Below are 24,108 nucleotides of genomic sequence, written 5' to 3'. Positions count from 1 at the left end.
GGCGGGCGCCGATCGGGCCCGCCGCAGGATCGCATTGACCCGCGCCACCAGTTCGCGCGGGCTGAACGGTTTTGTCACGTAATCGTCGCCGCCGATCTCGAGGCCGAGGATGCGATCGATCTCCTCGTCGCGCGCCGACAGGAACAGGATCGGCGTATCCGAGGTCTTGCGGATCTGCCGGCAGACTTCGAGGCCGTCCATCTCGGGCATCCCGATATCGAGCACGACCAGTTGGTGGAGGTTGCGGTCGAACAGACGCAGCGCCTCCTGCCCGTTCTGGGCGGTCGAGATCGTCATGCCGGTCTTCTCGAACGCGAAGCGGACGACGTCGCGGATATGCGGATCATCATCGACGACGAGAATAGAAGCAGCCATGGTCGCGCTAGCCTTTGCCGTTGTCCGGCGAATTGAACGACGTCCCCGGAGTGTTAGCGAAATATCGCTCCAGGCGCCATCTGCGGAAAGTCCAGGCCCGCCAATTTCCGGAGCGGGATAGAAAATGACGATCCGGGCTTTCCCGATAGGCGGTGGAAAGCAGCCGAACGGCGGGGAACTGCTTCAGGTGCGCCTCGATCGGAGGCAATGTCTGCGGGCTGCCCAGCGACGTCAGATATTCCATATCGAGATTGGGCCCACTGCCGCCGATCTCCCGGCAATGCTCGACGTTATAATACGCCACCAGCCACGGCGCGTTGAGGAAACAGCAGCCGCACAGCACCAGCGCCAGCGAAATGGCGTTGGCCGACAGCAGCCAGGCGTTGGATTTCCGGTACACGATCTGGATCAGCATCAGCGCCAGCCCGGTCGCGACCAGCCCCATCCAGATGAAGGCTGCGATCCTCAGATAGGTCAGGGAGAACGCGGCGATATAGAGATCGAGCCGGAAGATCGAGGAGATCACCAGCAGGATGTTTTGTCCGATCCATGCCAGCACCAGCGGGCGGATCGATTGGGAATTGTCCGCCGGCCCATTTGGCCGCATCGCGATCAGCGCAAAGCCGGCGGCGAGCAGCGCGGTCGCCACCAGCGGATAGGCTCCGCGATGGGCATATTCCGCATGGCTCATGCCGTTGGGCAAGGCTACGCCGCCCCAGAGATAAGCAAGATCGAGGGCGCTTTGCAGTGCGAACAGCGCGTTGCACAGGATCAGCGAGCGCAGCAGAGCCTGCGCTCCGAACAGATAGTCCCAATCGAACGGCGCTTTGGTCGAGGCAATAGCGGGCTCAGGCTCGCGAACGGCTTTGGTGCGAACCCGCCGCAGGATCAAAGGCCAGATCGCACAGAACACCAGGATCCAGAAACCGATCTGCCTCGGGTCGAAAGCGAGAGCCTGGAGATCGATTCGAGTGAGCTCGTATTCGATCAGCGGATTGGCTGCCGAGAACAGGTAGAGAAAGATGGCGAAAGCACCGACGGGAACGATCCATGCGATGAGCGAACCCGTTCTCATCCAGTCTGGAATTCCGGCCTGTGCCAGTTGTGATGAGGCCCGGAAGAAATCCTCGGCCAATTGAAATGGACCTCGCAGCGGCAATATCACGGCCTCAAGCAGCGATCGTTGCCAGGTTGCGGCTTCGTGATCGGTCATGACCACGACGAATAGCCCGGTGGCGAGCATTCCGATCATTACGGACAGGGCGCTGACGTCCTCGATCAAAGCGAGCAGGCCGGCGATAAACACGGCGGACATGACGATCTGAGTGCCGCGCATGGCGTGGACGCGGTTGCACGTCACCGCGACGACGCCGAGCAGGCCGAGAAACTGGGCGAGCGAGATGCCGATGTCCCAGCCAAAGAATAGCCAATCCGCCAGCGTGACACAGGCTGCCGCGACGGCGAACAGGATGAGCGGGTCGGACGGCGCGCGTTCGATATCTGCGGTCGGTGCAATCGACATGTTTCACTTCTCTGGGGTGACGAGGGTCAGGTGTCCGCGCTTGGGGTGGGAGCCGGGCTTCGGCGCGGGCGGGCGGCGTGCGGGGAAGGCGATCACACTGGGCCGGAGCTGCCTGGTTTCCAGCCACCAGCCGTCGTTGAGAAGCCGACGTGGCAGCCCTGATGGCCGGAATTGAACAAGGATGATGTTTGCCATGCCCGCATGATGCGGGGCCCATTCGCAGCGCATTTGCGCAAGTCGTTCAGGGTTTGCGTATTTTTGTGCAGATTTTCAGCAGGCTACGAGGCGGCACGGGGCAGGGCTGCCGCAATCGCCCTTTCTCGCGGCCGGCCTGCGATGCTAAGAGACCCGCCGTTGCGGCCCTTTGGGTCCCAAAAACAAGAAACCGGGGAGAAACTTCATGAGCCAGTCTGCCACCATTGCCGCGGCGGCGAATACCAAAAGCGACCTCGAAACCTCGACCATCCGCGCGATCTCGTGGCGGCTGATTCCGTTTCTGGTGCTGGCCTATTTCCTGTCCTATCTCGACCGCGTCAATCTCGGCTTCGCCGCGCTGACCATGAACAAGGAACTGAACTTCTCGCCGACGGTGTTCTCATGGGGCGCCGGCATCTTCTTTATCGGCTATTTCCTGTTCGAGGTGCCGAGCAATCTGGCGCTGGAGAAATTCGGCGCCAGCCGCTGGATCGCGCGCATCATGATCACGTGGGGCATCATCTCGGCGCTGATGGCGGTGGTCAGCGGTGTCTGGAGTTTCTACGGCGTGCGCTTTCTGCTGGGTGTCGCCGAGGCCGGATTTTTCCCCGGCATCATCCTCTATCTGACCTACTGGTATCCGGCGGAATATCGCGCGCGCTTCCTGGCCGCTTTTGCCGTCGCGGTCCCGGTCTCCACCGTGATCGGCGCGCCGGTCTCCGGCCTGTTGCTCGGTCTCGATGGCACGATGGGCCTGCAGGGCTGGCAATGGCTGTTCATTATCGAGGGCGTGCCCTCGGTGCTGCTCGGCATCGTCACCTGGTTCTATCTCACCGATCGCCCGGCCAAGGCCGATTGGCTGAGCGCGGAGCAGAAGGCGTGGCTCGCCGCCAAACTCGAAAGCGAAGTCGCCGCCAAAGAGGCCGCCACGCATCTCACGTTGGGGCAGGCGTTGTCGTCGCCAAAAGTCATCGCGCTGAGCCTGGTCTATTTCGGTTTCGTCGCCGCGCTGTACGGCATGCAGTTCTGGTTGCCCACCATCGTCAAGGCGTTCGGCTTTTCCAACGCCCAGACCGGCTTTGTCATTGCGGTGCCCTATCTGTTCGGCACCGTCGCCATGATCCTGTGGGCGCGACACTCGGACGCCACGCGCGAGCGCGTGATGCATGTCGGCGCGCCGCTGCTGTTGACCGGCGCAGCACTCGGCGTTTGCGGCTACGTCACCGACCCCATGACCACGATGGTGGTGCTGACGGTGGCGGCCATCGGCGTGTTTTGCACGTTTGGTGTGTTCTGGACCTTGCCGACCGCGTGGCTCTCCGGCACGGCCGCGGCCGGCGCGATCGCGCTGATCAATTCGATCGGCAACCTCGCCGGCTTTGCCGGGCCCTATCTGATCGGCTGGGTCAAGGAAACCACCGGCAGCACCTCGACCGGGCTGTTCGTGCTCGCGGTGCTGCCGCTGCTCGGCGGTCTATTGGTGTTCGTCGGCGGCCACGAGAGCAAGGCCGAGTTCGCGGATGAGCGGGCGAGGTAGCCGGCGCGTAGACGCTAGCCGTCGCATCTCTGCGAGTAGTCTCTGCGAACGAGCCTGTGAAACTATTCCCGCCGTCATCCTGAGGTGCTCGCCGTCTTCGGCGAGCCTCGAAGGATGGCCGCAAGCACTGTGCTGAACAGCATCCTTCGAGGCTCGCAAGGGCTCGCACCTCAGGATGACGGTTCCGGTGTGGCCCGGCCTTTCGCAGGGGCGACACTGGCCGGAACACCGGCTGTTGACTATTTTATGTTCACTGATGATTATTGACATTCATCAGTGAACACTCAATACTCTTCATCAGGCTAAGGCCAAATGGAGAGTCCGATGCTGCCTCGTTTGATTTTATCTAGCTTTTCCAGATTATTAGCTGGAGCGTCGCTGGCTTTGATCGCGATCGCGTTGGCCGGGTGCGACGACAAGGTGGCCGAAAAGCCGACGCCGGGGCGGCCGGTCCTGGTCGCTACCGTGCATTATGAGGCGGAATCGCCGGAGCGCAATTTCGTCGGCACCATCCGTCCACGGATCGAGGCCGACATGGGCTTTCGCGTCCCCGGCAAGGTGGCAAAACGCCTGGTGGAGGTCGGCGAGACCGTCGCTATCGGCCAGCCGCTTGCCACCCTCGATGAGATCGACCTGAAGCTGCAGGCCGAGCAGGCCGAGGCCGAATTCCGTGCCGCCACCGGCGTGCTGGCGCAGGCCGCCGCGGCCGAGCAGCGCGCGTTGGACTTGCGCGCCAAGGGCTGGGCCACCGACGCCACCGTCGAGTCCGCCAGGGCCGCCGGCGATGAGGCGCGTGCGCGTCTCAATCGCGCCGAGCGTTCGGTCGATCTGACCAAGAACTCACTTTCCTATGCCACGCTGGAAGCCGACGCGCGCGGCGTCGTCACCGCGACGCTGGTCGAACCGGGTCAGGTGGTGGCATCGGGACAGACGGCGATCCGCGTCGCGCGCTTTGCTGAAAAGGAAGCCGTGGTCGCCGTCCCCGAAACCCTGCTCGGCCGCGCCAAGGATGGCGTGGCCAGCGTCAGCCTGTGGTCCGAGCCCGACAAGAAATATGCCGCGAGGCTGCGCGAAGTAGCGCCCTCGGCCGATCCCGCGACGCGGACCTATCTGGCGAAATTTTCGCTGCCCGGCGCCGACGACCATGTCTCGCTCGGCATGACCGCGACGCTGACCCTGGCCGATCCCGCGACCGAACGGGTGGCGCGGCTGCCGCTTTCGGCCCTGTTCAGCGAAGGCAGCGGGCCCTCGCTTTACGTGGTCGACGCCGCGGGTGAAGTCGCGCTGAAGCCGGTGACCGTCAAATCCTACGAGAGCGGCGACGTCGTCATCTCCGGCGGCGTCAGCGAAGGCGACAAGGTCGTCACGCTCGGCGTGCAGAAGCTCGATCCGGCCCAGAAGGTCCGCATCGTCTCGTCGTTGGCGTTCTGAGATCGAAGTGCAGTGAACAAGCTCCGTCATTGCGAGCGAAGCGAAGCAATCCACGGCCGCAAAGCAAGACTGGATTGCTTCGTCGCTTCGCTCCTCGCAATGACGGTCCGAATGGATGCCGTTTATAGCAACCGGGTTTATCGTCGGAGAGTGCGATGAAACACTTCAATCTTTCGGGCTGGGCGGTCGGTCATCCCGCGCTGATCCTGTTCCTGATTTTTGCGCTCGGCGCCGCCGGTCTGTTCTCCTATGAGCGGCTCGGGCGCGCCGAAGACCCGTTCTTTACCGTCAAGGTGGTGAACGTCTCGGCGATGTGGCCTGGGGCGACCGCCGAAGAAATGCAGATGCAGGTCGCCGACCCGATCGAGAAGAAGCTGCAGGAACTGCCCGGCTTCGACAAGGTGCAAACCTATTCGAAGCCCGGGTTCACGGCGATGCAGGTCTCGTTCAAGGATTCCACCGCGCCCAAGGACGTGCCCTACCTGTTTTATCTGCTGCGCAAGAAGCTGGCGGACGTGCAGGGCGAGTTGCCGTCCGGCCTGCTCGGCCCGGTGGTCAATGACGAATTCAGCGACGTCGATTCGATCCTCTATATGATGAGCGGCGACGGCGCGGACTATGCGCAGTTGAAGAAGGCCGCCGAAGGCATGCGCCAGCGGCTGTTGAAGGTGCCGGGTGTCACCAAGGTCGATATCTACGGCACCCAGGACGAGAAGATCTTTGTCGAGTTCTCGCACGCCAAGCTGGCGACGCTCGGGATCACCCCGCAGGCGCTGTTCGATTCGCTGGCCAAGCAGAACAACGTCACCCCGGCCGGCACCGTCGAGACTTCCTCGCAGCGGGTGCCGCTGCGCGTCACCGGCGCGCTCGATGGCGCCAAGGCGGTCGCGGAAACCCCGGTCGAGAGCAACGGCCGGGTGTTCCGGCTCGGCGATATCGCCACCGTCAGCCATGGTTTTGTCGATCCGCCGAGCTTCGTGGTGCGCCAGAAGGGCAAGCCCGCGATCGGCATTGGCGTGGTCACGGCCAAGGGCGCCAACATCCTGGAGCTCGGCAAGGACGTAGCGGGTGCGGCTGCCGAATTCATGCAGGCGGTGCCGCGGGGCATCAGTGTCGAGCAGATCGCCGATCAGCCGAAGGTGGTCGAACGCGCCGTCGATGAATTCGTGCATTCCTTTGTCGAGGCGCTCGCGATCGTGCTGTTCGTTTCCTTCGTGGCGCTGGGCTGGCGGACCGGCATCGTGGTGGCGCTGTCGGTGCCGCTGGTGCTGGCGATCGTCTTCATCGTCATGAACGCCATGTCGATGGATTTGCACCGGATCACGCTCGGCGCGCTGATCATCGCGCTCGGGCTGTTGGTCGACGACGCCATCATCGCGGTCGAAATGATGGTGGTGAAGATGGAACAGGGCTGGGATCGCGTGCGCGCGGCCTCGTTTGCCTGGGAATCCACCGCGTTTCCGATGCTGACGGGAACGCTGGTCACGGCCGCCGGCTTCCTGCCGATCGGCTTTGCCAATTCGGCGGTCGGCGAATATGCCGGCGGTATTTTCTGGATCGTCGCGATCGCGCTGATCGCCTCCTGGTTCGTGGCGGTGATCTTCACGCCCTATATCGGCGTCAAGCTGTTGCCCAACATCACGGTGCACCACAACCATGACCCGCATGCGGTGTATGAGACGCGGGTCTATCGCATGCTGCGCGGCATGATCCAGTGGTGCGTCGAGCATCGCATCAAGGTCGTGGTGGCGACCGTCGGTATCTTCGCATTGTCGATCGTGGCTTTTGGCCACGTCCAACAGCAATTCTTCCCGCTGTCGGAGCGGCCGGAACTGTTCCTGCAACTGCGCTTGCCGGAAGGCAGCGCGATCGGCGTGACCGAAAAATCCGTCGAGAAGGCCGAGACGCTGTTGAAGGACGACAAGGACATCGCGACCTACACCGCCTATGTCGGCCAGGGCTCGCCGCGGTTCTGGCTCGGACTGAACCCGCAACTGCCGAACGAGGCCTTTGCCGAGATCGTGATCGTCGCCAGGGACGTCGAGGCGCGTGAGCGGATCAAGGCGCGGCTCGAAAAAGCGGTCAATGACGGCATCCTGACCGAGGCGCGGGTGCGCGTCGACCGCTTCAACTTCGGTCCGCCGGTCGGATTCCCCGTGCAATTCCGCGTGATCGGGCCGGACACCAAGACCGTGCGCGACATCGCCTACAAGGTCCGCGACGTGGTCAAGCAGAACCCCAATGTCAGGGATCCCCAGCTCGACTGGAACGAGCAGTCGCCCTACCTCAGGCTGGTGGTCGATCAGGACCGCGCCCGGGCGCTCGGCCTCACCCCGCAGGACGTGTCGCAGGCGCTGAGCATGCTGATCTCGGGGGCGCCGGTCACGACCGTGCGCGACGGCGTCGAGAAGGTCGAAGTGGTGGCCCGCGCGGTGCCATCCGAGCGGCTCGATCTCGCCCGGGTCGGCGATCTCACCATCACCTCGCGCAACGGCGTCGCCGTGCCGCTGCAGCAGATCGCCAAAATCGAGTATTCCCACGAGGAGCCGATCCTCTGGCGGCGTAACCGCGACATGGCGATCACGGTGCGCGCCGACGTCGCCGACGGCGTCCAGGCGCCCGACGTGACCAACCAGATCTGGCCGAAATTGCAGGAGATCCACGACAGCCTCGAGCCGGCCTACCGGATCGAAATGGGCGGCGCGATCGAGGAATCCGCCAAGGGCAATGCCTCGATCTTCATCCTGTTTCCGTTGATGGTCATCGTCATGCTGACCCTGTTGATGATCCAGTTGCAGAGTTTTTCGCGCCTGCTGCTGGTGTTCCTCACCGCACCGCTCGGCATCATCGGGGCGTCGCTGGGCCTCAATGTCGCCAACCAGCCGTTCGGCTTCGTGGCGCTGCTCGGGCTGATCGCGCTGGCCGGCATGATCATGCGCAACGCGGTGATCCTGGTCGACCAGATCGAGACCGACGTTTCGCACGGCCTGACCCGCAAGGAAGCCATCGTCGAGGCCACCGTCCGGCGCGCCCGCCCGGTGGTGCTGACCGCGCTTGCCGCCATCCTGGCGATGATCCCGCTGTCGCGCTCGGCGTTCTGGGGTCCGATGGCGATCACCATCATGGGCGGCTTGTTTGTTGCAACCTTCCTGACCTTGCTGTACCTGCCGGGCCTCTACGCGCTCTGGTTCCGCAACAGCCTCGAGGAGAGCGGCCCGGGCGTGCACATCGATCTTGCGCCGCAACACCATCCACAGCCCGCAATTCCGCTTGCTGAGGCCGCAGAATAATTCAACATTGGCAACTGATATGGCGCTGATTTCTGAACATGTCGAAATCGACACACGAGAACGGATTCTCGTGGTGGCTGAACGTCTGTTCCGCCAGATCGGCTACCAGAAGACCACCGTCGCCGACATCGCCAAGGAACTGCGCATGAGCCCGGCGAATGTGTATCGCTTCTTCGATTCGAAGAAGGCGATCCACGAGGGCGTCGCGCGCGTGCTGATGGGCGGGGTCGAGGATGCGGCGCAGGTGATCGCGGCCGGGCGCGGACCGGCGGCGTCAAAGCTGCGCGAGCTCGTCACCACCATCCATCGCATGAACAGCGAACGCTATGTCGGCGATTCCAAGCTGCACGAGATGGTCGAGATCGCGATGGAAGAGAGCTGGGAAGTCTGCGTCTCCCATATGGAGATGATTGCCCAGACCATCGGCGGCGTGATTGCCGAGGGCACAGCGTCCGGCGAATTCGAAGTCGCCGACGTGCCGACGGCGGCGATGTGCGCCTGCACCGCGATGATGCGGTTTTTCCATCCGCAGATGATCGCCCAATGCGCCAACAAGCCGGGCCCGTCGATCGACCAGATGATCGACTTTGTGCTGGCAGGACTTTCGCCGCGTGCTAAAACCGCCGGCAAATAGCCCGGCATTTTTTGTCAATGCATGATGCTGTAGGGTGGGCAAAGGCGCGGCAGCGCCGTGCCCACCATTTTTGCTTCAATAAACCGGTGGGCACGCTACGCTTTGCCCACCCTACGTTAGTATCGACAAAGGAAGCATCGGAATGGACGCCAAGAGCCCGCGAGACCTGCACTACTACGAACCAGCCAACGGCCACGGCCTCAAGCACGATCCCTTCAATGCGATCATCGCGCCGCGTCCGATCGGCTGGATTTCCTCCCGGGACGCCAAGGGTCACGTCAATCTGGCGCCCTACAGCTTCTTCAACGGATTCAATTACACCCCGCCGATCATCGGCTTTTCCTCGACCGCCTGGAAGGACAGCGTCCAGAACATCCAGGATACCGGCGAGTTCGTCTGGAATCTCGCGACCATGGACCTCGCCAAGCATATGAATGCGACGGCGGCGCATGTCGCCCGCGACGTCAACGAGTTCGAGATCGCCGGCCTCACGATGGCCCCTGGCAAGCTCGTCAACGTGCCGCGCGTCGCCGAAAGCCCGGTGTCGTTCGAATGCAAGCTGACCCAGATCATCCAGCTGCAGGGCGCCGACGGCACCAAGTTGCAGGGCTGGCTGACGCTCGGCGAGGTCGTCGCCGTTCATATCGACAAGGCCCTGATCAAGGACGGCGTCTATCAGACCGCGCTGGCCCGACCCATCGTGCGCGCCGGCCGCAGAGGGGATTATTTTGAGATCAAGCCCGACGCCATGTTCGAAATGACCAGGCCGGATTGATTGCTGCGTTCCCCGGATGCTGCGCAACACGCCGCGTTGGCGGCGTGGTGCGCAGCATCCGGGGTCGGCGACGCCAAGTGCCACGCGCTGCGGCCATGGGTCCCGGCTCTGCGGAGCAGCGCTGCCGGACGATGCTTTCGCATCGCCTAGACCGCACCGCGTCCGGGACACGATTATCCTTCTCCGGAACCGATACCCGATTTCACCGTTATCAATTTCACTCCACGCCCGATCAATTTCAGTTCATTTTCGACGCGAAATGCCGCCTCAATCTTTATGCTTTCAGCTAAAGTAGAGTGACCTTTCGGCATATGCGGACGTTAGAATCGCGCAACTGCCCGCCCCCCGAGGAGATCGCCATGAGCTTTCGCCGCGACTTCATCACCAAGCCGATCTTCTCGTTTGCGCGCGGCGTGTTGCCGTCGATGTCCGACACCGAGCGGGAGGCGCTGGAGGCCGGCGACGTCTGGTGGGACGCCGATCTCTTCACCGGCGACCCCGATTGGTCGAAGCTGCTGGCCAACGCGCCGGCGACCCTGACCGACGAGGAAACCGCCTTCCTGCATGGCCCGGTCGACGAGCTCTGCGCGATGCTCGATGAGTGGAAGATCAATTGGGAATGGCGCGACCTGCCGCCGGAAGTCTGGGACTTCGTCAAGCAGAAGAAGTTCTTCGGCATGATCATTCCGAAGGAACATGGCGGGCTCGGCTTTTCGCCTTACGCGCATTCGGAAGTGGTGCGCAAGATTTCCTCGCGCTCGCTGACCGCCGCGGTCACCGTGATGGTGCCGAACTCGCTGGGGCCCGGCGAGCTTTTGATGCGCTTCGGAACGAAACAGCAGCAGGACCAATGGCTGCCGCGCCTGGCCTCCGGCCAGGATATTCCGTGCTTCGGATTGACCAGTCCGGAGGCGGGCTCCGACGCGGCGTCGATGATCGACACGGGTATCATCTGCAAGGGCACCTTCGAGGGCCGCGAGGTGCTGGGCCTGCGCCTCAACTGGCATAAGCGTTACATCACGCTGGGGCCGGTCGCGACGCTGCTCGGTCTCGCCTTCAAGGCCTATGACCCCGATCATCTGGTCGGCAGCGAGAAAGAGCTCGGCATCACGGTTGCGCTGATCCCGACCCATCTGCCCGGCGTCTCGATCGGCCGTAGGCATTTGCCGGCGATGCAGGTGTTCCAGAACGGGCCGAACTGGGGCCGCGATGTCTTTATCCCGATGGACTACATTATCGGCGGCCAGGAGCGCCTCGGCCAGGGCTGGAAAATGCTGATGACGGCGCTGGCCGCCGGACGCGGGATTTCGCTGCCGTCGCTGTCGGCGGCGGGGGCGGCCTATGCCGCGCGCACCACCGGCGCCTATGCTCGGATTCGCGAGCAGTTCAACGTGCCGATCGGAAAGTTCGAGGGCATCGAGGAACCGCTGGCCCGGATCGCCGGCACCGCGTACCTGCTCGACGCGGCGCGGCGGCTGACCTGTGCTGCGCTCAACCAGGGCCGGCATCCCGCGGTGATTTCCGGCATCATGAAGCTGCATGCCACCGAGCGGATGCGGATCGTGATCGACGACGCCATGGATATCCATGGCGGCAAGGCGGTGATCGACGGCCCGCAGAATTACATGGGGGGTCTTTATCGCTCGGTCCCGGTCGGCATCACGGTCGAGGGCGCCAACATCCTGACCCGCAATCTGATCGTGTTCGGGCAGGGCGCGGTCCGCGCCCATCCTTATCTGCTGGAGGAGATGAACGCGCTCGGCGAGCCCGACCACGCCAAGGGGCTGGATGCCTTCGACAAGACGCTCTGGAAACATGTCGGCCACAGCATCGCGACGCTGTTCCGGGCCTGGGGCCGCAGCTGGAGCGGCGGCGTATTTATCACCGTGCCCGATTCCGGCGACGCCACGCCGTTCTATCGCCAGCTCTCGCGCTATTCTAGCGCGTTCGCGCTGTGCGCCGATATGGCGCTGCTGACGCTCGGCGGTGCGCTGAAGCGTAAGGAAATGCTGTCGGCGCGGTTCGGCGATATCCTGTCGGAGCTGTATCTGTTGTCGGCGGCCCTCAAACGCTGGCAGGACGAAGGCCGCCAACAAGCCGATTTCGCAGCCCTTGAATGGTGCATGGCGAGCGGCTTCAAGACCATCGAAATGCGGTTCGCCGAAATCCTGGCGAATATGCCCAACCGCTTTGTCGGCATCCTGTTGAAATTCCTGATCCAGCCATTCGGCGCTCGCGTGCTCGGTCCCTCCGACCGTGTGACCCATCAATGCGCGCAGTTGGTGCTGGAGCCATCGGCGGCGCGTGACCGGTTGACGCCGGATTTGTCACAGGTCGATGACGATGGCGGCGTCGCGCGGTTGGAAAAGGCGTTTTTGTTGGTCACGGCCGCAGAGGATATCGCCAAGAAGATGCGCGCGGCGCACCTGCATGACTGGCAGGACGCCGTGAAGCAGGGCGTCATCACGCAGGCCGAGGGTGAACGGCTCGCCGCCGCGCATGACGCGGTGGCGAAGGTGGTCGAGGTCGACGACTTCGCGCCGGAGGCGATTTCGCCGATTTACAAAAAGCCGGCCGACGTGCATTCATTTTTCCAGGAGCTTGGTGAGCAGAGGGCGGCGAGCTGATGGCGCGACCGGTTTTCATCGTCGACGGCAGCCGGACGCCGTTCCTCAAGGCACGCTCCGGGCCGGGCCCGTTCACCCCGGTCGATCTCGCCGTGCAATGCGGCCGGCCGCTATTGGCCCGGCAACCCTTCGCGCCCACCGCGTTCGATCAGGTCATTCTCGGCTGCGTCAATGTGATCGCCGACGAGATGAACCCGGCCCGGGTCGCGGCCTTGCGGCTGGGCATGGGCGAGGCGATGGTGGCGTTCACGGTGCAGATCAATTGCGGCTCCGGCATGCAATCGATCGACACGGCTTATCGCACCATCCGCGAAGGCCACTCCAATCTGATCCTGGCCGGCGGCGCCGAGGCGCTGAGTTATGCGCCTTTGGTCTGGCCGCAGCAGGGCGTGCGCTGGTTCGCAGGGCTCGCCGGCGCCAAGGGCATCGGCGCCAAGATCATGGCGGCGTTGAAGGCGCGCCCCAGCTATTTCAAGCCGATCATCGGCCTCGAACGCGGGCTGACCGATCCGATCACCGAACTCAACATGGGCCAGACCGCCGAAGTGGTCGGGCATCTGTTCGGCATCACGCGGGCGCAGTCGGACGCCTATGCGGTCGAAAGCCACAAGCGGCTCGCCAACGCGCAAGTGCAGGGCTGGCTGAAGGGCGAGGTCGAAACCGCGTTCGCGCGCGACGGCAAGTTCTACGACCATGACGACGGCGTACGGCCGGACTCCTCGGCCGAGAGTCTGGCCAAACTGAAGCCGGTGTTCGAGCGTCCGTGGGGCCAGGTCACCGCCGGCAATTCCTCGCAGATCACCGACGGCGCGTCCTGGGTGATCCTGGCGTCGGAAGACGCGGTGGCAAAACATGGCCTGACGCCGAAAGCCGTGATCATGGACAGCCAATGGTCGGCGCTCGATCCCTCGATCATGGGCCTCGGCCCGGTGCTGTCGGCGACCGCGATGTTGAAGCGCAACAATCTGACCTTGCAGGACATCGAGACCTGGGAATTGAACGAGGCGTTTGCCACGCAAGTGCTGGGTTGCCTTGCGGCCTGGAACGACGAGAAGTTCTGCCGCGAGATTCTGGGCCTTGAGGCTGCCGCTGGCGAGATCGACCGGGCCAAACTCAATGTCGATGGCGGCGCGATCAGCCTCGGTCATCCCGTTGGCTGCAGCGGCAACCGCATCGTGCTGCATCTCGTCAACGCGATGAAGCGGCTCGGCACCAGGCGCGGCGTCGCCACCGAATGCATCGGCGGCGGGCAGGGCGGCGCCATGTTGATCGAAGCAGTATAGGGAACGTCATGGACTCACGGATCATGGATGTTCTCGGCGACCGGGTGCTCGAATTAGGGCCCAAGCCCGACGCGAGCAGCCCGTATCGAAATTTCAAGCTGACCCGCGATGCCGATGGCCTCGCCTGGCTGTTGTTCGACCGCGAAGGCGCCAGCGCCAATACGCTCTCGGCCGATATGATCGAGGAGCTCGACAAGATTTTGACCGAGCTGGAAAGCACGCGGCCCGCCGGTCTCGTGATCCGCTCCGCCAAGACATCCGGCTTCATCGCCGGCGCCGACGTCAATGAATTCCGCGGCGCCAGTGACGCCCGCGCGGTCGAGACCTCGATCGGTCGTGCCCATGCGGTGATCGACCGGCTCGAGGCGTTGCGGATTCCGACGGTGTCGGTGATCCATGGCTTCTGCCTTGGCGGCGGCCTCGAAGTCGCGCTGGCCTGCCAGTCGCGCATCGCGATCTCAGGCGCGCGCTTTGGTTTTCCGGAAGTGATGCTCGGCCTGCATCCGGGATTGGGCGGCACCGCGCGGTTTACGCGGCTGGTCAATCCGATGCAGGCGATGAGTTTGATGCTGACCGGCAAGACCATCGACGCCCGCAAGGCTAAAGCGCTGGGGCTGGTCGATGCGGTGACGGAGGAGCGGCACGTCCGCAACGCGGTCAAGGACGCGGTGTTCGGCCGCCTGAAGCGCGCGCGGCCTGGAATCCTCAACGAGATCCTTAATTCTGCGCCGGTGCGCGGCTTGCTCGCGTGGCGAATGCGCTCGGAAGCGGCCAAGGCAGCCCCCCGCGAAAACTATCCGGCGCCTTACGCGCTGATCGATCTCTGGGAAAAGCACGGCGGCGACAAGGCCGCGATGCTTAAGGCCGAAAAGACCTCGTTCGCCAATCTGATGGTGACGCCTGCGGCGCAGAACCTGATCCGGGTGTTTTTCCTGCGTGAGCAAATGAAGAAGCTCGCAGGAAGCGGCAACACCATCAACCATGTCCACGTCATCGGCGCCGGCGCGATGGGCGGCGACATCGCGGCGTGGTGCGCGCATCAGGACATGCATGTCACGCTGGCCGACATGAAGCCGGAGCCGATCGCCGGCGCGATCAAACGCGCGTCGGATCTGTTCGGCAAGATCATGCACAAGCGCACGGATGTGCGCGACGCGCTGGATAGACTAGTGCCCGATCTCGATGGCGAGGGCGTGCGCAATGCCGATCTGATCATCGAAGCGGTGCCGGAAAAGCTCGACCTCAAGCAGAAGGTCTATGCCGGGCTCGAGCCGATCATGAAGCCCGGCGCGATCCTGGCCACCAACACTTCGAGCATTCCGCTGCAGGATTTGCGCGCGACCTTGCAAAAGCCGGAGCGGTTGGTCGGTCTGCATTTCTTCAATCCGGTGTCGCGGCTGCAACTGGTCGAGGTCGTCAGCCATGACGGCAATGATCCGCAGATACTGAAAGCGGCGCTGGCCTTTGTCGGCGCCATCGACCGGCTGCCGCTGCCGGTCAAGAGCTCGCCGGGTTTTCTCGTCAACCGCGCGCTGACGCCTTACATGCTGGAGGCGATGATGATGCTGGACGAGAAGATCGACAAGCGCACCATCGATGCGGCGGCGGAAAAATTCGGCATGCCGATGGGTCCGATCGAACTGGCCGACCAGGTCGGCCTCGACATCTGCCTCGCGGTCGGCGACATGCTGCGTACCAAATTCGGCGACCAGTTGCCGCCGACGCCGGCCTGGCTGCGCGACAAGGTCGCCGGCGGCGAACTCGGCCGCAAGACCGGCAAGGGCTTTTATAGCTGGAAGGACGGCAAGGCCGACAAGGGCGCCGCGCTGTCGTCTTCGAGCGAACCGACGCCGGAAATGATCGACCGCCTGGTGCTGCCGATGTCGAATGTCTGCGTCGCGTGCTTGCGCGAAGGCATCGTCGACAACGCCGACATGATCGACGGCGCCATGATCTTCGGCACCGGCTACGCGCCGTTCCGCGGCGGCCCGCTGAACTACGCCAGGAGCCGCGGCGTTCAGAACGTGACCGCGACGCTGTATGCGCTGGCCGTCAGGTTTGGCGATCGGTTCCAGCCGGATGCCGGCTGGCACGATTTCAAGTAAAGCCGATTTTCGAGATTGCGAAAGAGAGCCCCGCTATGACCGATACGCCTGCCGTTCACGCTCCGCCAAATACCGAGACGGAGCCGTGTGGTGATCTCTGCATCCGCACCTTGGCGATGCCGGCCGACACCAACGCCAACGGCGATATTTTCGGCGGCTGGCTGCTCAGCCAGATGGACATCGGCGGCGGCGTGTTCGCCACCAAAACCACGAAATCGCGCACCGTGACGGTCGCGATCGAGGCGATGAACTTTCGCAAGCCGGTCTATGTCGGCGATCTGGTCTCCGTGCATGCCACTCTGGTCCGGACCGGCAGGACCTCGATCACGGTGCATCTCGAGGCCTGGGTACTGCGCCGCAAGGCGGTGCAGTCGATCCTGGTGACCGACGGCAATTTTACCTATGTCGCGATCGACGACCAGGGCCACCCGCAGGCGATCGCGCAGGGCGCGGCGACGACTGTGACGGCGTGAGTGTCCGAGTTCGTCATGGCCGGGCTCGTCCCGGCCATCCACGTCTTTCTGGCCTCAAAGAAAAGCAAGACGTGGATCACCGGGACATCCAGCGCGAAGACGCGCTTCGCGCTTTTACCCGGTGATGACGATTGTGTGTAGATGCGACGTCTGCGCCTCGCTGCCCCGGAACCTTCTCGCACCGACTCCGTTATTTGCCCGGACTGAGGAAACAGAGACCGGGAAAAAATGTCGGACACTTACATCATCGAAGTCGGTTCGAAAGCAGCGGGTATCGTCGTGCGTAATCCTGAAGGCTATCGCTTCTTCGCCGCCTCGCACCGCTTCAATCGCCTCGAAGGCCAGATATTCCGCAACGCGCGCGAAGCCGAGCGCGCCGCGATTCGCCTCGCCAACGGTGACCTGTCGATCGCGGCGTAGCCTCAGAGCTTGGTGGACCCGCGCGACAGCAGTTTCCAGTCAGCTCCCTGCTTTTGCCAGTTCATCAGGATGTGCAGGTTGGTGGAGCTTTTCTTGCCGTCGGCAACGGATTCAGCTTCGCCCACCCAGTGGAAACGCACGATTGCGGCGGGGCCGACCACGGCGATTTTCAGGTCCTGATATTCCAGCGATAGAACCTTTGATTTGCCGTCGGTGGCATTGGCGATGAACGTCGCCTTGTCCTCGACATGGCCATCGGAGTGGCTGTAGCTCAGTTCCGGCGCGCAGAGTGCTGCGAGCGCTTCGGCATTGGCGGCGATCTGGGCCTTGCGGAACGCTTCGACGTTCTTGGCGACGGCCTCTTCATCGACTGAGGCCGCAAAGGCGGGCGAAAGGGCTGGAACGACGCTGAGAAGTCCAAGCGCAACAGCCGGCAATGCCAGTTGACGACGATCGATATTCATCGCTTCCTCCATTTTTATGGTTATGAAAGCAGTGTTGCAGCCACGCCCGGTTTTGTCGAGCGTGGGGTAGCTTAACTTTATTCCGATCCGGCGTGTTGACCGGATGATGAAACCGCCGCACCATCGACCGCATCGTTGCCGAAGGATTTCCCGTGACCGGCCTGTCCCATCGCCAATCCGAAATCCTCAACACCGCCCGCGCCTTTGGCCGGGTGATGGTGGATGATCTCGCCAAGCGCTTCGAGGTCTCGGCGCAAACCATCCGCAAGGATCTCAACGATCTGTGCGAACAGCGGTCGCTGACCCGGATTCATGGCGGCGCGATCATTGCGTCCGGCGTCGAGAACCTCGCTTATGAAGCGCGGCGATTTGTCGCCGCCGAGGAGAAGAAGGCGATCGGCACTGCCGCGGCGGCATTGATTCCCAATGGCTGCTCGTTGTTCATCAACATCGGCACCACGACCGAGGAGGTCGCGAGCGCGCTGACCTCGCATGAGGACCTGCTTGTCATCACCAACAACCTCAATGTCGCGATGCTGCTCTATCGGCACCCGCGCATCGAGGTGATCGTGGCGGGCGGCGCGGTCAGGCGCGCCGACGGCGCCGTGATCGGCTCGACCGCGATCAGTCAGATCGGCCAGTTCAAGGTCGACTACGCCATCATCGGCGCGTCCGCGATCGACGAGGAGGGGGCGTTACTCGATTTCGACTATCGCGAGGTGCAGGCCTCGCAAGCCATCATCGCCAATGCGCGCAGCGTGATGCTGGTGGCGGATTCGACCAAGCTGCGCCGCAGCGCGCCGGTCCGCATCGCCCATATCAGCCAGATCCAGACCTTTATTACCGACGTCGCGTTGCCGCCGGCCCTTGCCAGCATCTGCCACACCCGCGGCATCGCGGTGATCGAGGCGATGCCCGGCGCTGCGGCCGAGAGCGATGAAGCGAATGTGGAGCCGGCCTCCACCGTCACGCGCCTGCGCTAGAGACTTTCCTTTACCTCTCCCCGCCGGGGAGAGGTCGATTTGCGCCCGGCGATGCGAAGCATCGTCCGGTGCAAATCGGGTGAGGGCTCTTATGCCAAACGAGAGGCCCTAACCCTCACCGGCGCGGAGCCTGTCATCGGGCGCGCATTCGCGCGACCCGTTGGCGCCGACCTCTCCCAATCGAAGTCGGATATATCCGACTTCGATCAATATGATGCCCAACTCGGGTAGACCCGAGTTGGGCGGGAGAGGTGAAGGGAAATCGCGGCCGATTCAATCAATGATCGTAAGTCCAACCGGGACCGGCTGTGTTCCGACCGCGCCCGGGACACGCCCGCGATCATCACGCGCGTGTTACTTTTCGGGTTGCTTTCGTATTTGGTTGTGATTTAATCCCAAACGAAAGCGAAGTCGCCAAAGTGAACTGGCGACCGCCCAGGGGGACGTCTTTGGATCGGATATTCGACCTCGCTATTATCGGCGGCGGTGTTAACGGCTGCGGCATCGCACGTGACGCGGTGGGCCGGGGTAACTCTGTTTTCTTGTGTGAAATGAACGACTTGGCGAGCGGAACCTCGTCGTGGTCGACCAAGCTCGTGCATGGCGGCCTGCGCTATCTCGAATATTACGAGTTTCGCCTGGTGCGCGAGGCGCTGATCGAGCGCGAAATCCTCTGGCAGATCGCGCCCCACATCATCCGTCCTCTCCGATTCGTGCTGCCGCACCACGCCGGCTTGCGTCCGGCCTGGCTGCTGCGGCTTGGCCTGTTTTTATACGACCACATCGGCGGGCGGCATTTGCTGCCGCCGACGCGCTCGGTCGATCTCAGCCGCGATCAGGTTGGCAAACCCTTGATGCCCAACCGCTACACCAGGGGATTTGAATACTCCGATTGCTTCGTCGATGACGCACGCCTCGTCGTGCTCACCGCGCGCGACGCGGCCGACCGCGGCGCCGACATCCGCACCCGCAGCCGCGCGGTCGAGATCCGGCAGGTCGACGGCATCTGGCGCGTCACCGTGGAAAACACCTTGAGCCATGAGCGCTCGACCATCAGCGCGCGCGTGCTGGTCAATGCCGGCGGGCCATGGGTCGAAGACGTGCTGGCGGCGGGCGCTGGCGTCAACGCCCGCGCCAAAGTGCGGCTGGTGCAGGGCTCGCACATCGTGGTGCGAAAGCTCTACGATCACGACCGTGCCTACATGTTCCAGAACGCGGACGGCCGCATCATCTTCGTCATTCCCTATCAGGACGATTTCACGCTGATCGGCACCACCGATCGCGACTACCATGGCGACCCCGCCAAGGTGAAAGCGACGCCAGAGGAAATCGAATATCTCTGCGCCTCCGCCAGCGAATATCTGGCAAAGCCGGTCAAGCCCACCGATGTGGTGTGGACCTATTCCGGCGTCCGCCCGCTCTATGACGACGGCGCCAGCGAAGCCAAGGCCGCGACGCGCGAATATGTCTTGGAGCTCGATACGCCCGGCGGCGTGCCGCTGTTGTCGATCTATGGCGGCAAGATCACGACCCACCGCCGTCTCGCCGAAGAGGTATTGGAACGGCTCGCGCCCTATTTGAAGGGCACCAAGGCCCGCGAAGGCTGGACCGCGAAATCGCCGCTGCCTGGCGGCGAGTTGGATGTCTCGGCGATCCCGGCACTGACCGCGGAATTGGTGCGAGAGTATCCGTTTTTGACGCCGGCCCATGCCGGCCGGCTGGCGCATGCCTACGGCACCCGCGCCGGCAAGCTGCTCGGCACCGCGAAATCGATCGCCGATCTCGGACAATCTTTCGGCGCCACCTTGACGGAAAGCGAAGTGCGATACCTGATGTCGGTCGAATGGGCTCGTACCGCGGAAGATGTCGTGTGGCGTCGATCCAAGTTGGGATTGCGATTGTCTTCAGATGAAATCGCTGCCATTGACGACTGGATGGCCGCGCGCCGGCCGGCGCTCGAAACTCCTTTGGACAATCCCTTGGCGGAAGCAGGAGGGCGGACATGACCGTTAGCCTGCAAAATGTCACCCGCTCGGTCGATGGCATTCCAACCATTCGCGATGTCTCGCTGACGCTCGAACGCGGCACGTTGAGCGTGCTGTTGGGCCCGACACTGTCGGGCAAGACCTCGATCATGCGGCTACTTGCCGGTCTCGACAAACCGGCCACCGGCCGCGTGCTGGTCGACGGCAAGGATGTCACCGGCATCGATGTGCGGAAGCGTTCGGTGGCGATGGTCTACCAGCAATTCATCAACTACCCCTCGCTGACGGTCTATGAAAACATCGCCTCGCCGCTGCGGGTGCAGGGCAAGTCACGCGAGGAAATCGAAAAGCGGGTTCAGGAAGCGGCAAGACTGCTGAAGCTCGAGCCCTTTCTGAAGCGCACGCCGCTGCAATTGTCCGGCGGCCAGCAGCAGCGCACCGCGATCGCGCGCGCGCTGGTCAAGGGCGCCGATTTGGTGCTGCTCGACGAGCCGCTGGCCAATCTCGATTACAAGCTGCGCGAGGAATTGCGCACCGAACTGCCGCGCATCTTCGAGGCCTCCGGTGCGATCTTCGTCTATGCGACCACCGAGCCGTCGGAGGCGCTGCTGCTCGGCGGCGATACGGTCTGCATGTGGGAAGGCCAGGTATTGCAGGTCGGCAGCACGCCGAAAGTCTATCGCCATCCGGAAACGATGCGGGTCGCCCAGGTGTTTTCCGATCCGCCGCTCAACATTGTCGGGATCCAGAAGCATAGCGGCTCGGTGCAATATGCCGGCGGCATATCGGCGCCGGCCAGCGGGCTTTATGCCGGGCTTGCCGATGGCGCCTATCGCGTCGGCTTCCGCGCCCACCAGCTTGAAGTCGCCAACGGCATCGAAGGCCACCACGCCTTTTCCGCCACCGTGACGGTGACGGAGATCACCGGCTCCGAAAGCTTCGTGCATCTCAACCGCGACTCCTCCAACTGGGTCGCGGTGTTGCAGGGCATTCACGAATATCCGCCCGGGCACGTGCTGGATGCGGCGCTCGACCCGAATAATGTGTTTGTGTTCGACGCGGCCGATCGTCTGGTCGCAGCCCCCATAGCGTTTTCAAGCGAAGTGCGTAGCGGTTCGCGCGAAGAAAACGCGTCAAAAAAACCTTCGGCGATGTGAGGCATCGACACCATGGCCCGCATTGACCTCGTCGATCTCGCGCAATCCTACAGCGGCAACGATGCCGATCCGGCATCGTTTGCGCTCAAGCCGGTGACGATGACCTGGCGGCAGGGCGGAGCCTATGCGCTGCTCGGGCCGTCGGGCTGCGGCAAGACCACGCTGCTCAATCTGATCTCCGGCATCGTGACCCCGTCGCGCGGCAAGATCCTGTTCGACGGCGTCGACATCACGCCGCTGTCGACCCAGAAGCGCAATATCGCGCAGGTGTTTCAGTTTCCGGTGATCTACGACACCATGACGGTTGGGCAGAACCTGGCCTTTCCGCTCAAGAACCGCGGCCTGCCGAAGAACGAGATCGACGCGCGGGTCGCGGAGATCGCGCGGCTGCTCGATCTTGAGCCTTTCCTGTCGCGCAAGGCGATGCGGCTGACGGCCGACGCCAAACAGAAAATCTCGCTCGGCCGCGGACTGGTCCGCTCCGACGTCGCGGCGGTCTTGTTCGACGAACCGCTGACGGTGATCGATCCCGAGCTGAAATGGCAGTTGCGCTCGAAGCTCAAGGCGCTGCATCGCGAACTCGATCTGACGATGATCTATGTCACCCACGACCAGACCGAGGCGCTGACGTTCGCCGATACGGTGGTGGTGATGCATGACGGCCGCGTGGTGCAGAGCGGGACGCCGGCGGAACTGTTCGACAAGCCGGCCCATACGTTTGTCGGCTATTTCATCGGTTCGCCCGGCATGAACATCGTGCCCGCCGAGGTCCGCGGCCGCGAGGCCCGGATCGGCGGTCATTCCATTGCGCTGAACCGCAGTTACGCGCTGCCGGCGGGCGCCAAGGTCGAACTCGGCGTGCGTCCCGAATTCGTCGATGTCGCGACGCCGGCGCCCGGCCTGATATCGGCCAATATCGAGCGGATCGACGATCTCGGCCGCGTTCGTTTTGCGCGGCTGCGGGTTGGCGACGTCAAATTCGCCGCGCGGGTGCCACCGGGATTTTCCGTATCCGGCGACGTTGCGGGCTTGGTGTTCGATGCGTCGCGCGTGCATGTCTACGCCGACAGCCTCCTGGTCGAGGGAGCCGCCTAATGGACAAGACAGTCAACCAAAAAGCCTGGTTCCTGGTGCTGCCGGTGTTTCTGGTGGTCGCGTTCTCCGCGATCCTGCCGTTGATGACGGTGGTGAACTATTCGATGCAGGACACCTTCGGCAACAACCAGTTCTTCTGGAACGGCGTCGGCTGGTTCAAGGAATTGCTCGATCCATCGACCGACCTGGGCAGCCGGTTTTTCGCCTCGCTGTGGCGTAATTTGGCGTTCTCGGCCATCATCCTGGCGATCGAAGTTCCGCTCGGCATCGTGGTCGCGCTGTCGATGCCGCGCGACGGCTGGCGGGTCGCCGCCTGCCTCGTCACCCTGGCGCTGCCGCTCTTGATTCCATGGAACGTGGTCGGCACCATCTGGCAGATCTTCGGCCGCCCCGACATCGGCCTGTTGGGCTATGTCCTGAACAATATGGGCATCGACTACAACTATGTGTCGAACGAATTCGACGCCTGGGCCACCGTGATCGTGATGGACGTCTGGCACTGGACCAGCCTGGTCGCGCTGTTGTGTTACGCCGGGCTGAAATCGATACCCGACGCCTATTACCAGGCAGCCCAGATCGACGGCGCATCGCGCTGGGCGGTGTTCACCGCGATCCAGTTGCCGAAGATGAATCGCGTGCTGCTGATCGCGGTCCTGCTGCGGTTCATGGACAGCTTTATGATTTATACCGAGCCGTTCGTGGTGACTGGTGGTGGCCCCGGCAATTCGACAACGTTCGTCTCGATCGAATTGGTCAAGATCGCGCTCGGGCAATTCGATCTCGGCAAGGCCGCAGCACTTTCGCTGGTCTACAATCTGATCATCATCATCGTGTGCTGGATCTTCTACACCGTGATGACCAATGTCGGCGCCGAGCGCCGCGAACAGAAAGGGGTGGCGTGATGCATTCGATTCCCGGACGCCGCCTCATCATCTCGCTGTTTCTGATTTTCCTGCTGCTGCCGATCTACTGGCTGGTCAACATGAGCTTCAAGACCAACGAGGAGATCGTCTCGACCATGACGCTGTGGCCGCATCAGCCGACCATCGCGAACTACGTGCGTATCTTCACCGACGAGAGCTGGTATTCCGGCTACATCAACTCGCTGAAATATGTCGTCATCAACACCATCATCTCGATTTCGGTGGCGTTGCCGGCGGCGTACGCGTTCTCGCGCTATCGCTTCCTCGGCGACAAGCATCTGTTCTTCTGGCTGCTGTCGAACCGGATGGCGCCGGCGGCGGTCTACGCGCTGCCGTTCTTCAACCTCTATTCGGCGATCAACCTGTTCGATACGCCCTGGGCGGTCGCACTGGCGCATTGCATCTTCAACGTGCCGCTGGCGGTGTGGATCCTGGAAGGGTTCGTGTCCGGCGTGCCGCGCGAGATCGACGAGACGGCGTTCCTCGACGGCTATTCGTTCCCGCGGTTCTTCCTCAAGATCCTGGTGCCGTTGATCGCGAGCGGCATCGGCGTCGCGGCGTTCTTCTGCTTCATGTTCTCCTGGGTCGAATTGCTGCTGGCGCGCACGCTGACGTCGGTCAACGCCAAGCCGATCGCCGCCGTCATGACCCGCACGGTTTCGGCGGCCGGCATGGACTGGGGCCTTTTGGCCGCCGCCGGCGTTCTGACCATCATCCCCGGTGCGCTGGTGATCTGGTTCGTCCGCAACTACATCGCGCGCGGTTTCGCGCTGGGCAGGGTGTAGCAAATGGTCGCTCATTCGAAACGTAGCGCTGCGTTTGGCTTCACCTCTC

At 63.1% G+C, this 24,108-nt stretch carries 19 protein-coding genes; 16 read left to right on the top strand and 3 right to left on the bottom strand.

What is annotated here, in order from left to right; all coding sequences use genetic code 11:
* Together GSQ88_RS17730 and GSQ88_RS17725 are read right to left on the bottom strand one after the other, a co-directional pair.
* A partial coding sequence (locus GSQ88_RS17730; protein ID WP_159009042.1) for a response regulator occupies positions 1–375 on the bottom strand: 375 nt, incomplete at its 3' end.
* Between the two features lie 7 nt (positions 376–382).
* Positions 383–1,897 carry a DUF4153 domain-containing protein gene (locus tag GSQ88_RS17725; protein WP_159009041.1) on the bottom strand — a complete coding sequence of 505 codons (1,515 nt, stop codon included), beginning with the start codon at positions 1,895–1,897 and terminating at the stop codon, positions 383–385.
* 400 nt (positions 1,898–2,297) lie between these two features.
* Between GSQ88_RS17725 and GSQ88_RS17720 the strand changes: the two genes are divergently transcribed.
* The 10 genes from GSQ88_RS17720 to GSQ88_RS17675 all read left to right on the top strand — a co-directional run bounded on the left by GSQ88_RS17720 (position 2,298) and on the right by GSQ88_RS17675 (position 16,667).
* Positions 2,298–3,629: an MFS transporter gene (locus tag GSQ88_RS17720; RefSeq protein WP_159009040.1), complete on the top strand. Its 1,332-nt coding sequence runs from the start codon at positions 2,298–2,300 to the stop codon at positions 3,627–3,629.
* 324 nt (positions 3,630–3,953) lie between these two features.
* Positions 3,954–5,060: an efflux RND transporter periplasmic adaptor subunit gene (locus tag GSQ88_RS17715; RefSeq protein ID WP_159009039.1), complete on the top strand. Its 1,107-nt coding sequence runs from the start codon at positions 3,954–3,956 to the stop codon at positions 5,058–5,060.
* Between the two features lie 155 nt (positions 5,061–5,215).
* Positions 5,216–8,350: an efflux RND transporter permease subunit gene (locus GSQ88_RS17710; protein WP_159009038.1), complete on the top strand. Its 3,135-nt coding sequence runs from the start codon at positions 5,216–5,218 to the stop codon at positions 8,348–8,350.
* Between the two features lie 19 nt (positions 8,351–8,369).
* Positions 8,370–8,984 (top strand): TetR/AcrR family transcriptional regulator, encoded by a 615-nt coding sequence (locus GSQ88_RS17705; protein ID WP_159009037.1) that lies wholly within the window; start codon positions 8,370–8,372, stop codon positions 8,982–8,984.
* Positions 8,985–9,126: 142 nt separating this feature from the next.
* Positions 9,127–9,759 (top strand): flavin reductase family protein, encoded by a 633-nt coding sequence (locus tag GSQ88_RS17700; RefSeq protein WP_159009036.1) that lies wholly within the window; start codon positions 9,127–9,129, stop codon positions 9,757–9,759.
* Between the two features lie 359 nt (positions 9,760–10,118).
* Positions 10,119–12,386, top strand: a complete 2,268-nt coding sequence (locus tag GSQ88_RS17695; RefSeq protein WP_159009035.1) for an acyl-CoA dehydrogenase — start codon at positions 10,119–10,121, stop codon at positions 12,384–12,386.
* Positions 12,386–13,669 (top strand): acetyl-CoA C-acetyltransferase, encoded by a 1,284-nt coding sequence (locus GSQ88_RS17690; protein WP_159009034.1) that lies wholly within the window; start codon positions 12,386–12,388, stop codon positions 13,667–13,669. Before GSQ88_RS17695 ends, GSQ88_RS17690 begins: the two co-directional genes overlap by 1 nt.
* A gap of 8 nt (positions 13,670–13,677) precedes the next feature.
* The gene (locus GSQ88_RS17685) at positions 13,678–15,774 is read left to right on the top strand and encodes a 3-hydroxyacyl-CoA dehydrogenase NAD-binding domain-containing protein (protein WP_174248044.1); all 2,097 of its coding nucleotides are present in this window, start codon (positions 13,678–13,680) and stop codon (positions 15,772–15,774) included.
* A 35-nt stretch (positions 15,775–15,809) separates the two neighbouring features.
* Positions 15,810–16,247: an acyl-CoA thioesterase gene (locus GSQ88_RS17680; protein WP_159009032.1), complete on the top strand. Its 438-nt coding sequence runs from the start codon at positions 15,810–15,812 to the stop codon at positions 16,245–16,247.
* Between the two features lie 228 nt (positions 16,248–16,475).
* On the top strand, positions 16,476–16,667 hold the full coding sequence (locus GSQ88_RS17675; protein WP_159009031.1) for a hypothetical protein: 192 nt from the start codon (positions 16,476–16,478) through the stop codon (positions 16,665–16,667).
* A 2-nt stretch (positions 16,668–16,669) separates the two neighbouring features.
* Here the strand turns inward: GSQ88_RS17675 and GSQ88_RS17670 are convergent, their stop codons facing one another.
* Complete coding sequence (locus GSQ88_RS17670) at positions 16,670–17,131, bottom strand: nuclear transport factor 2 family protein (RefSeq protein WP_159009030.1); 462 nt, start codon at positions 17,129–17,131, stop codon at positions 16,670–16,672.
* 152 nt (positions 17,132–17,283) lie between these two features.
* On the opposite strand from GSQ88_RS17670, the gene GSQ88_RS17665 reads away from it, so the two are divergent.
* From GSQ88_RS17665 to GSQ88_RS17640, 6 genes are all read left to right on the top strand, one after another.
* Positions 17,284–18,114, top strand: a complete 831-nt coding sequence (locus GSQ88_RS17665; protein WP_159009029.1) for a DeoR/GlpR family DNA-binding transcription regulator — start codon at positions 17,284–17,286, stop codon at positions 18,112–18,114.
* A 449-nt stretch (positions 18,115–18,563) separates the two neighbouring features.
* Positions 18,564–20,120: a glycerol-3-phosphate dehydrogenase gene (glpD, locus tag GSQ88_RS17660; protein WP_174248043.1), complete on the top strand. Its 1,557-nt coding sequence runs from the start codon at positions 18,564–18,566 to the stop codon at positions 20,118–20,120.
* On the top strand, positions 20,117–21,256 hold the full coding sequence (locus GSQ88_RS17655; RefSeq protein WP_159009027.1) for an ABC transporter ATP-binding protein: 1,140 nt from the start codon (positions 20,117–20,119) through the stop codon (positions 21,254–21,256). Before glpD ends, GSQ88_RS17655 begins: the two co-directional genes overlap by 4 nt.
* Before the next feature lie 12 nt (positions 21,257–21,268).
* Positions 21,269–22,351 (top strand): ABC transporter ATP-binding protein, encoded by a 1,083-nt coding sequence (locus GSQ88_RS17650; protein WP_159009026.1) that lies wholly within the window; start codon positions 21,269–21,271, stop codon positions 22,349–22,351.
* Positions 22,351–23,253 carry a carbohydrate ABC transporter permease gene (locus GSQ88_RS17645; RefSeq protein ID WP_159009025.1) on the top strand — a complete coding sequence of 301 codons (903 nt, stop codon included), beginning with the start codon at positions 22,351–22,353 and terminating at the stop codon, positions 23,251–23,253. Before GSQ88_RS17650 ends, GSQ88_RS17645 begins: the two co-directional genes overlap by 1 nt.
* A complete protein-coding gene (locus tag GSQ88_RS17640) occupies positions 23,253–24,059 on the top strand; it encodes a carbohydrate ABC transporter permease (RefSeq protein ID WP_159009024.1) in 807 nt (268 codons plus the stop codon). Before GSQ88_RS17645 ends, GSQ88_RS17640 begins: the two co-directional genes overlap by 1 nt.
* The last annotated feature ends 49 nt before the right edge of the window (positions 24,060–24,108 follow it).

The sequence above is a fragment of the Bradyrhizobium sp. S69 genome, from assembly GCF_009766005.1.
Taxonomy (GTDB): Bacteria; Pseudomonadota; Alphaproteobacteria; order Rhizobiales; family Xanthobacteraceae; genus Bradyrhizobium.
Note: the sequence above shows the minus strand (reverse complement) of the source record. Positions and strands in the feature narration are given on the sequence as shown.

Excerpts from the sequence above, each read along its gene's own strand:
- GSQ88_RS17725 (WP_159009041.1), bottom strand. The coding sequence starts at position 1,897 with ATGTCGATTGCACCGACCGCAGATATCGAACGCGCGCCGTCCGACCCG.
- GSQ88_RS17720 (WP_159009040.1), top strand. The coding sequence starts at position 2,298 with ATGAGCCAGTCTGCCACCATTGCCGCGGCGGCGAATACCAAAAGCGAC.
- GSQ88_RS17715 (WP_159009039.1), top strand. The coding sequence starts at position 3,954 with ATGCTGCCTCGTTTGATTTTATCTAGCTTTTCCAGATTATTAGCTGGA.
- GSQ88_RS17710 (WP_159009038.1), top strand. The coding sequence starts at position 5,216 with ATGAAACACTTCAATCTTTCGGGCTGGGCGGTCGGTCATCCCGCGCTG.
- GSQ88_RS17705 (WP_159009037.1), top strand. The coding sequence starts at position 8,370 with ATGGCGCTGATTTCTGAACATGTCGAAATCGACACACGAGAACGGATT.
- GSQ88_RS17700 (WP_159009036.1), top strand. The coding sequence starts at position 9,127 with ATGGACGCCAAGAGCCCGCGAGACCTGCACTACTACGAACCAGCCAAC.
- GSQ88_RS17695 (WP_159009035.1), top strand. The coding sequence starts at position 10,119 with ATGAGCTTTCGCCGCGACTTCATCACCAAGCCGATCTTCTCGTTTGCG.
- GSQ88_RS17690 (WP_159009034.1), top strand. The coding sequence starts at position 12,386 with ATGGCGCGACCGGTTTTCATCGTCGACGGCAGCCGGACGCCGTTCCTC.
- GSQ88_RS17685 (WP_174248044.1), top strand. The coding sequence starts at position 13,678 with ATGGACTCACGGATCATGGATGTTCTCGGCGACCGGGTGCTCGAATTA.
- GSQ88_RS17680 (WP_159009032.1), top strand. The coding sequence starts at position 15,810 with ATGACCGATACGCCTGCCGTTCACGCTCCGCCAAATACCGAGACGGAG.
- GSQ88_RS17675 (WP_159009031.1), top strand. The coding sequence starts at position 16,476 with ATGTCGGACACTTACATCATCGAAGTCGGTTCGAAAGCAGCGGGTATC.
- GSQ88_RS17670 (WP_159009030.1), bottom strand. The coding sequence starts at position 17,131 with ATGAATATCGATCGTCGTCAACTGGCATTGCCGGCTGTTGCGCTTGGA.
- GSQ88_RS17655 (WP_159009027.1), top strand. The coding sequence starts at position 20,117 with ATGACCGTTAGCCTGCAAAATGTCACCCGCTCGGTCGATGGCATTCCA.
- GSQ88_RS17650 (WP_159009026.1), top strand. The coding sequence starts at position 21,269 with ATGGCCCGCATTGACCTCGTCGATCTCGCGCAATCCTACAGCGGCAAC.
- GSQ88_RS17645 (WP_159009025.1), top strand. The coding sequence starts at position 22,351 with ATGGACAAGACAGTCAACCAAAAAGCCTGGTTCCTGGTGCTGCCGGTG.
- GSQ88_RS17640 (WP_159009024.1), top strand. The coding sequence starts at position 23,253 with ATGCATTCGATTCCCGGACGCCGCCTCATCATCTCGCTGTTTCTGATT.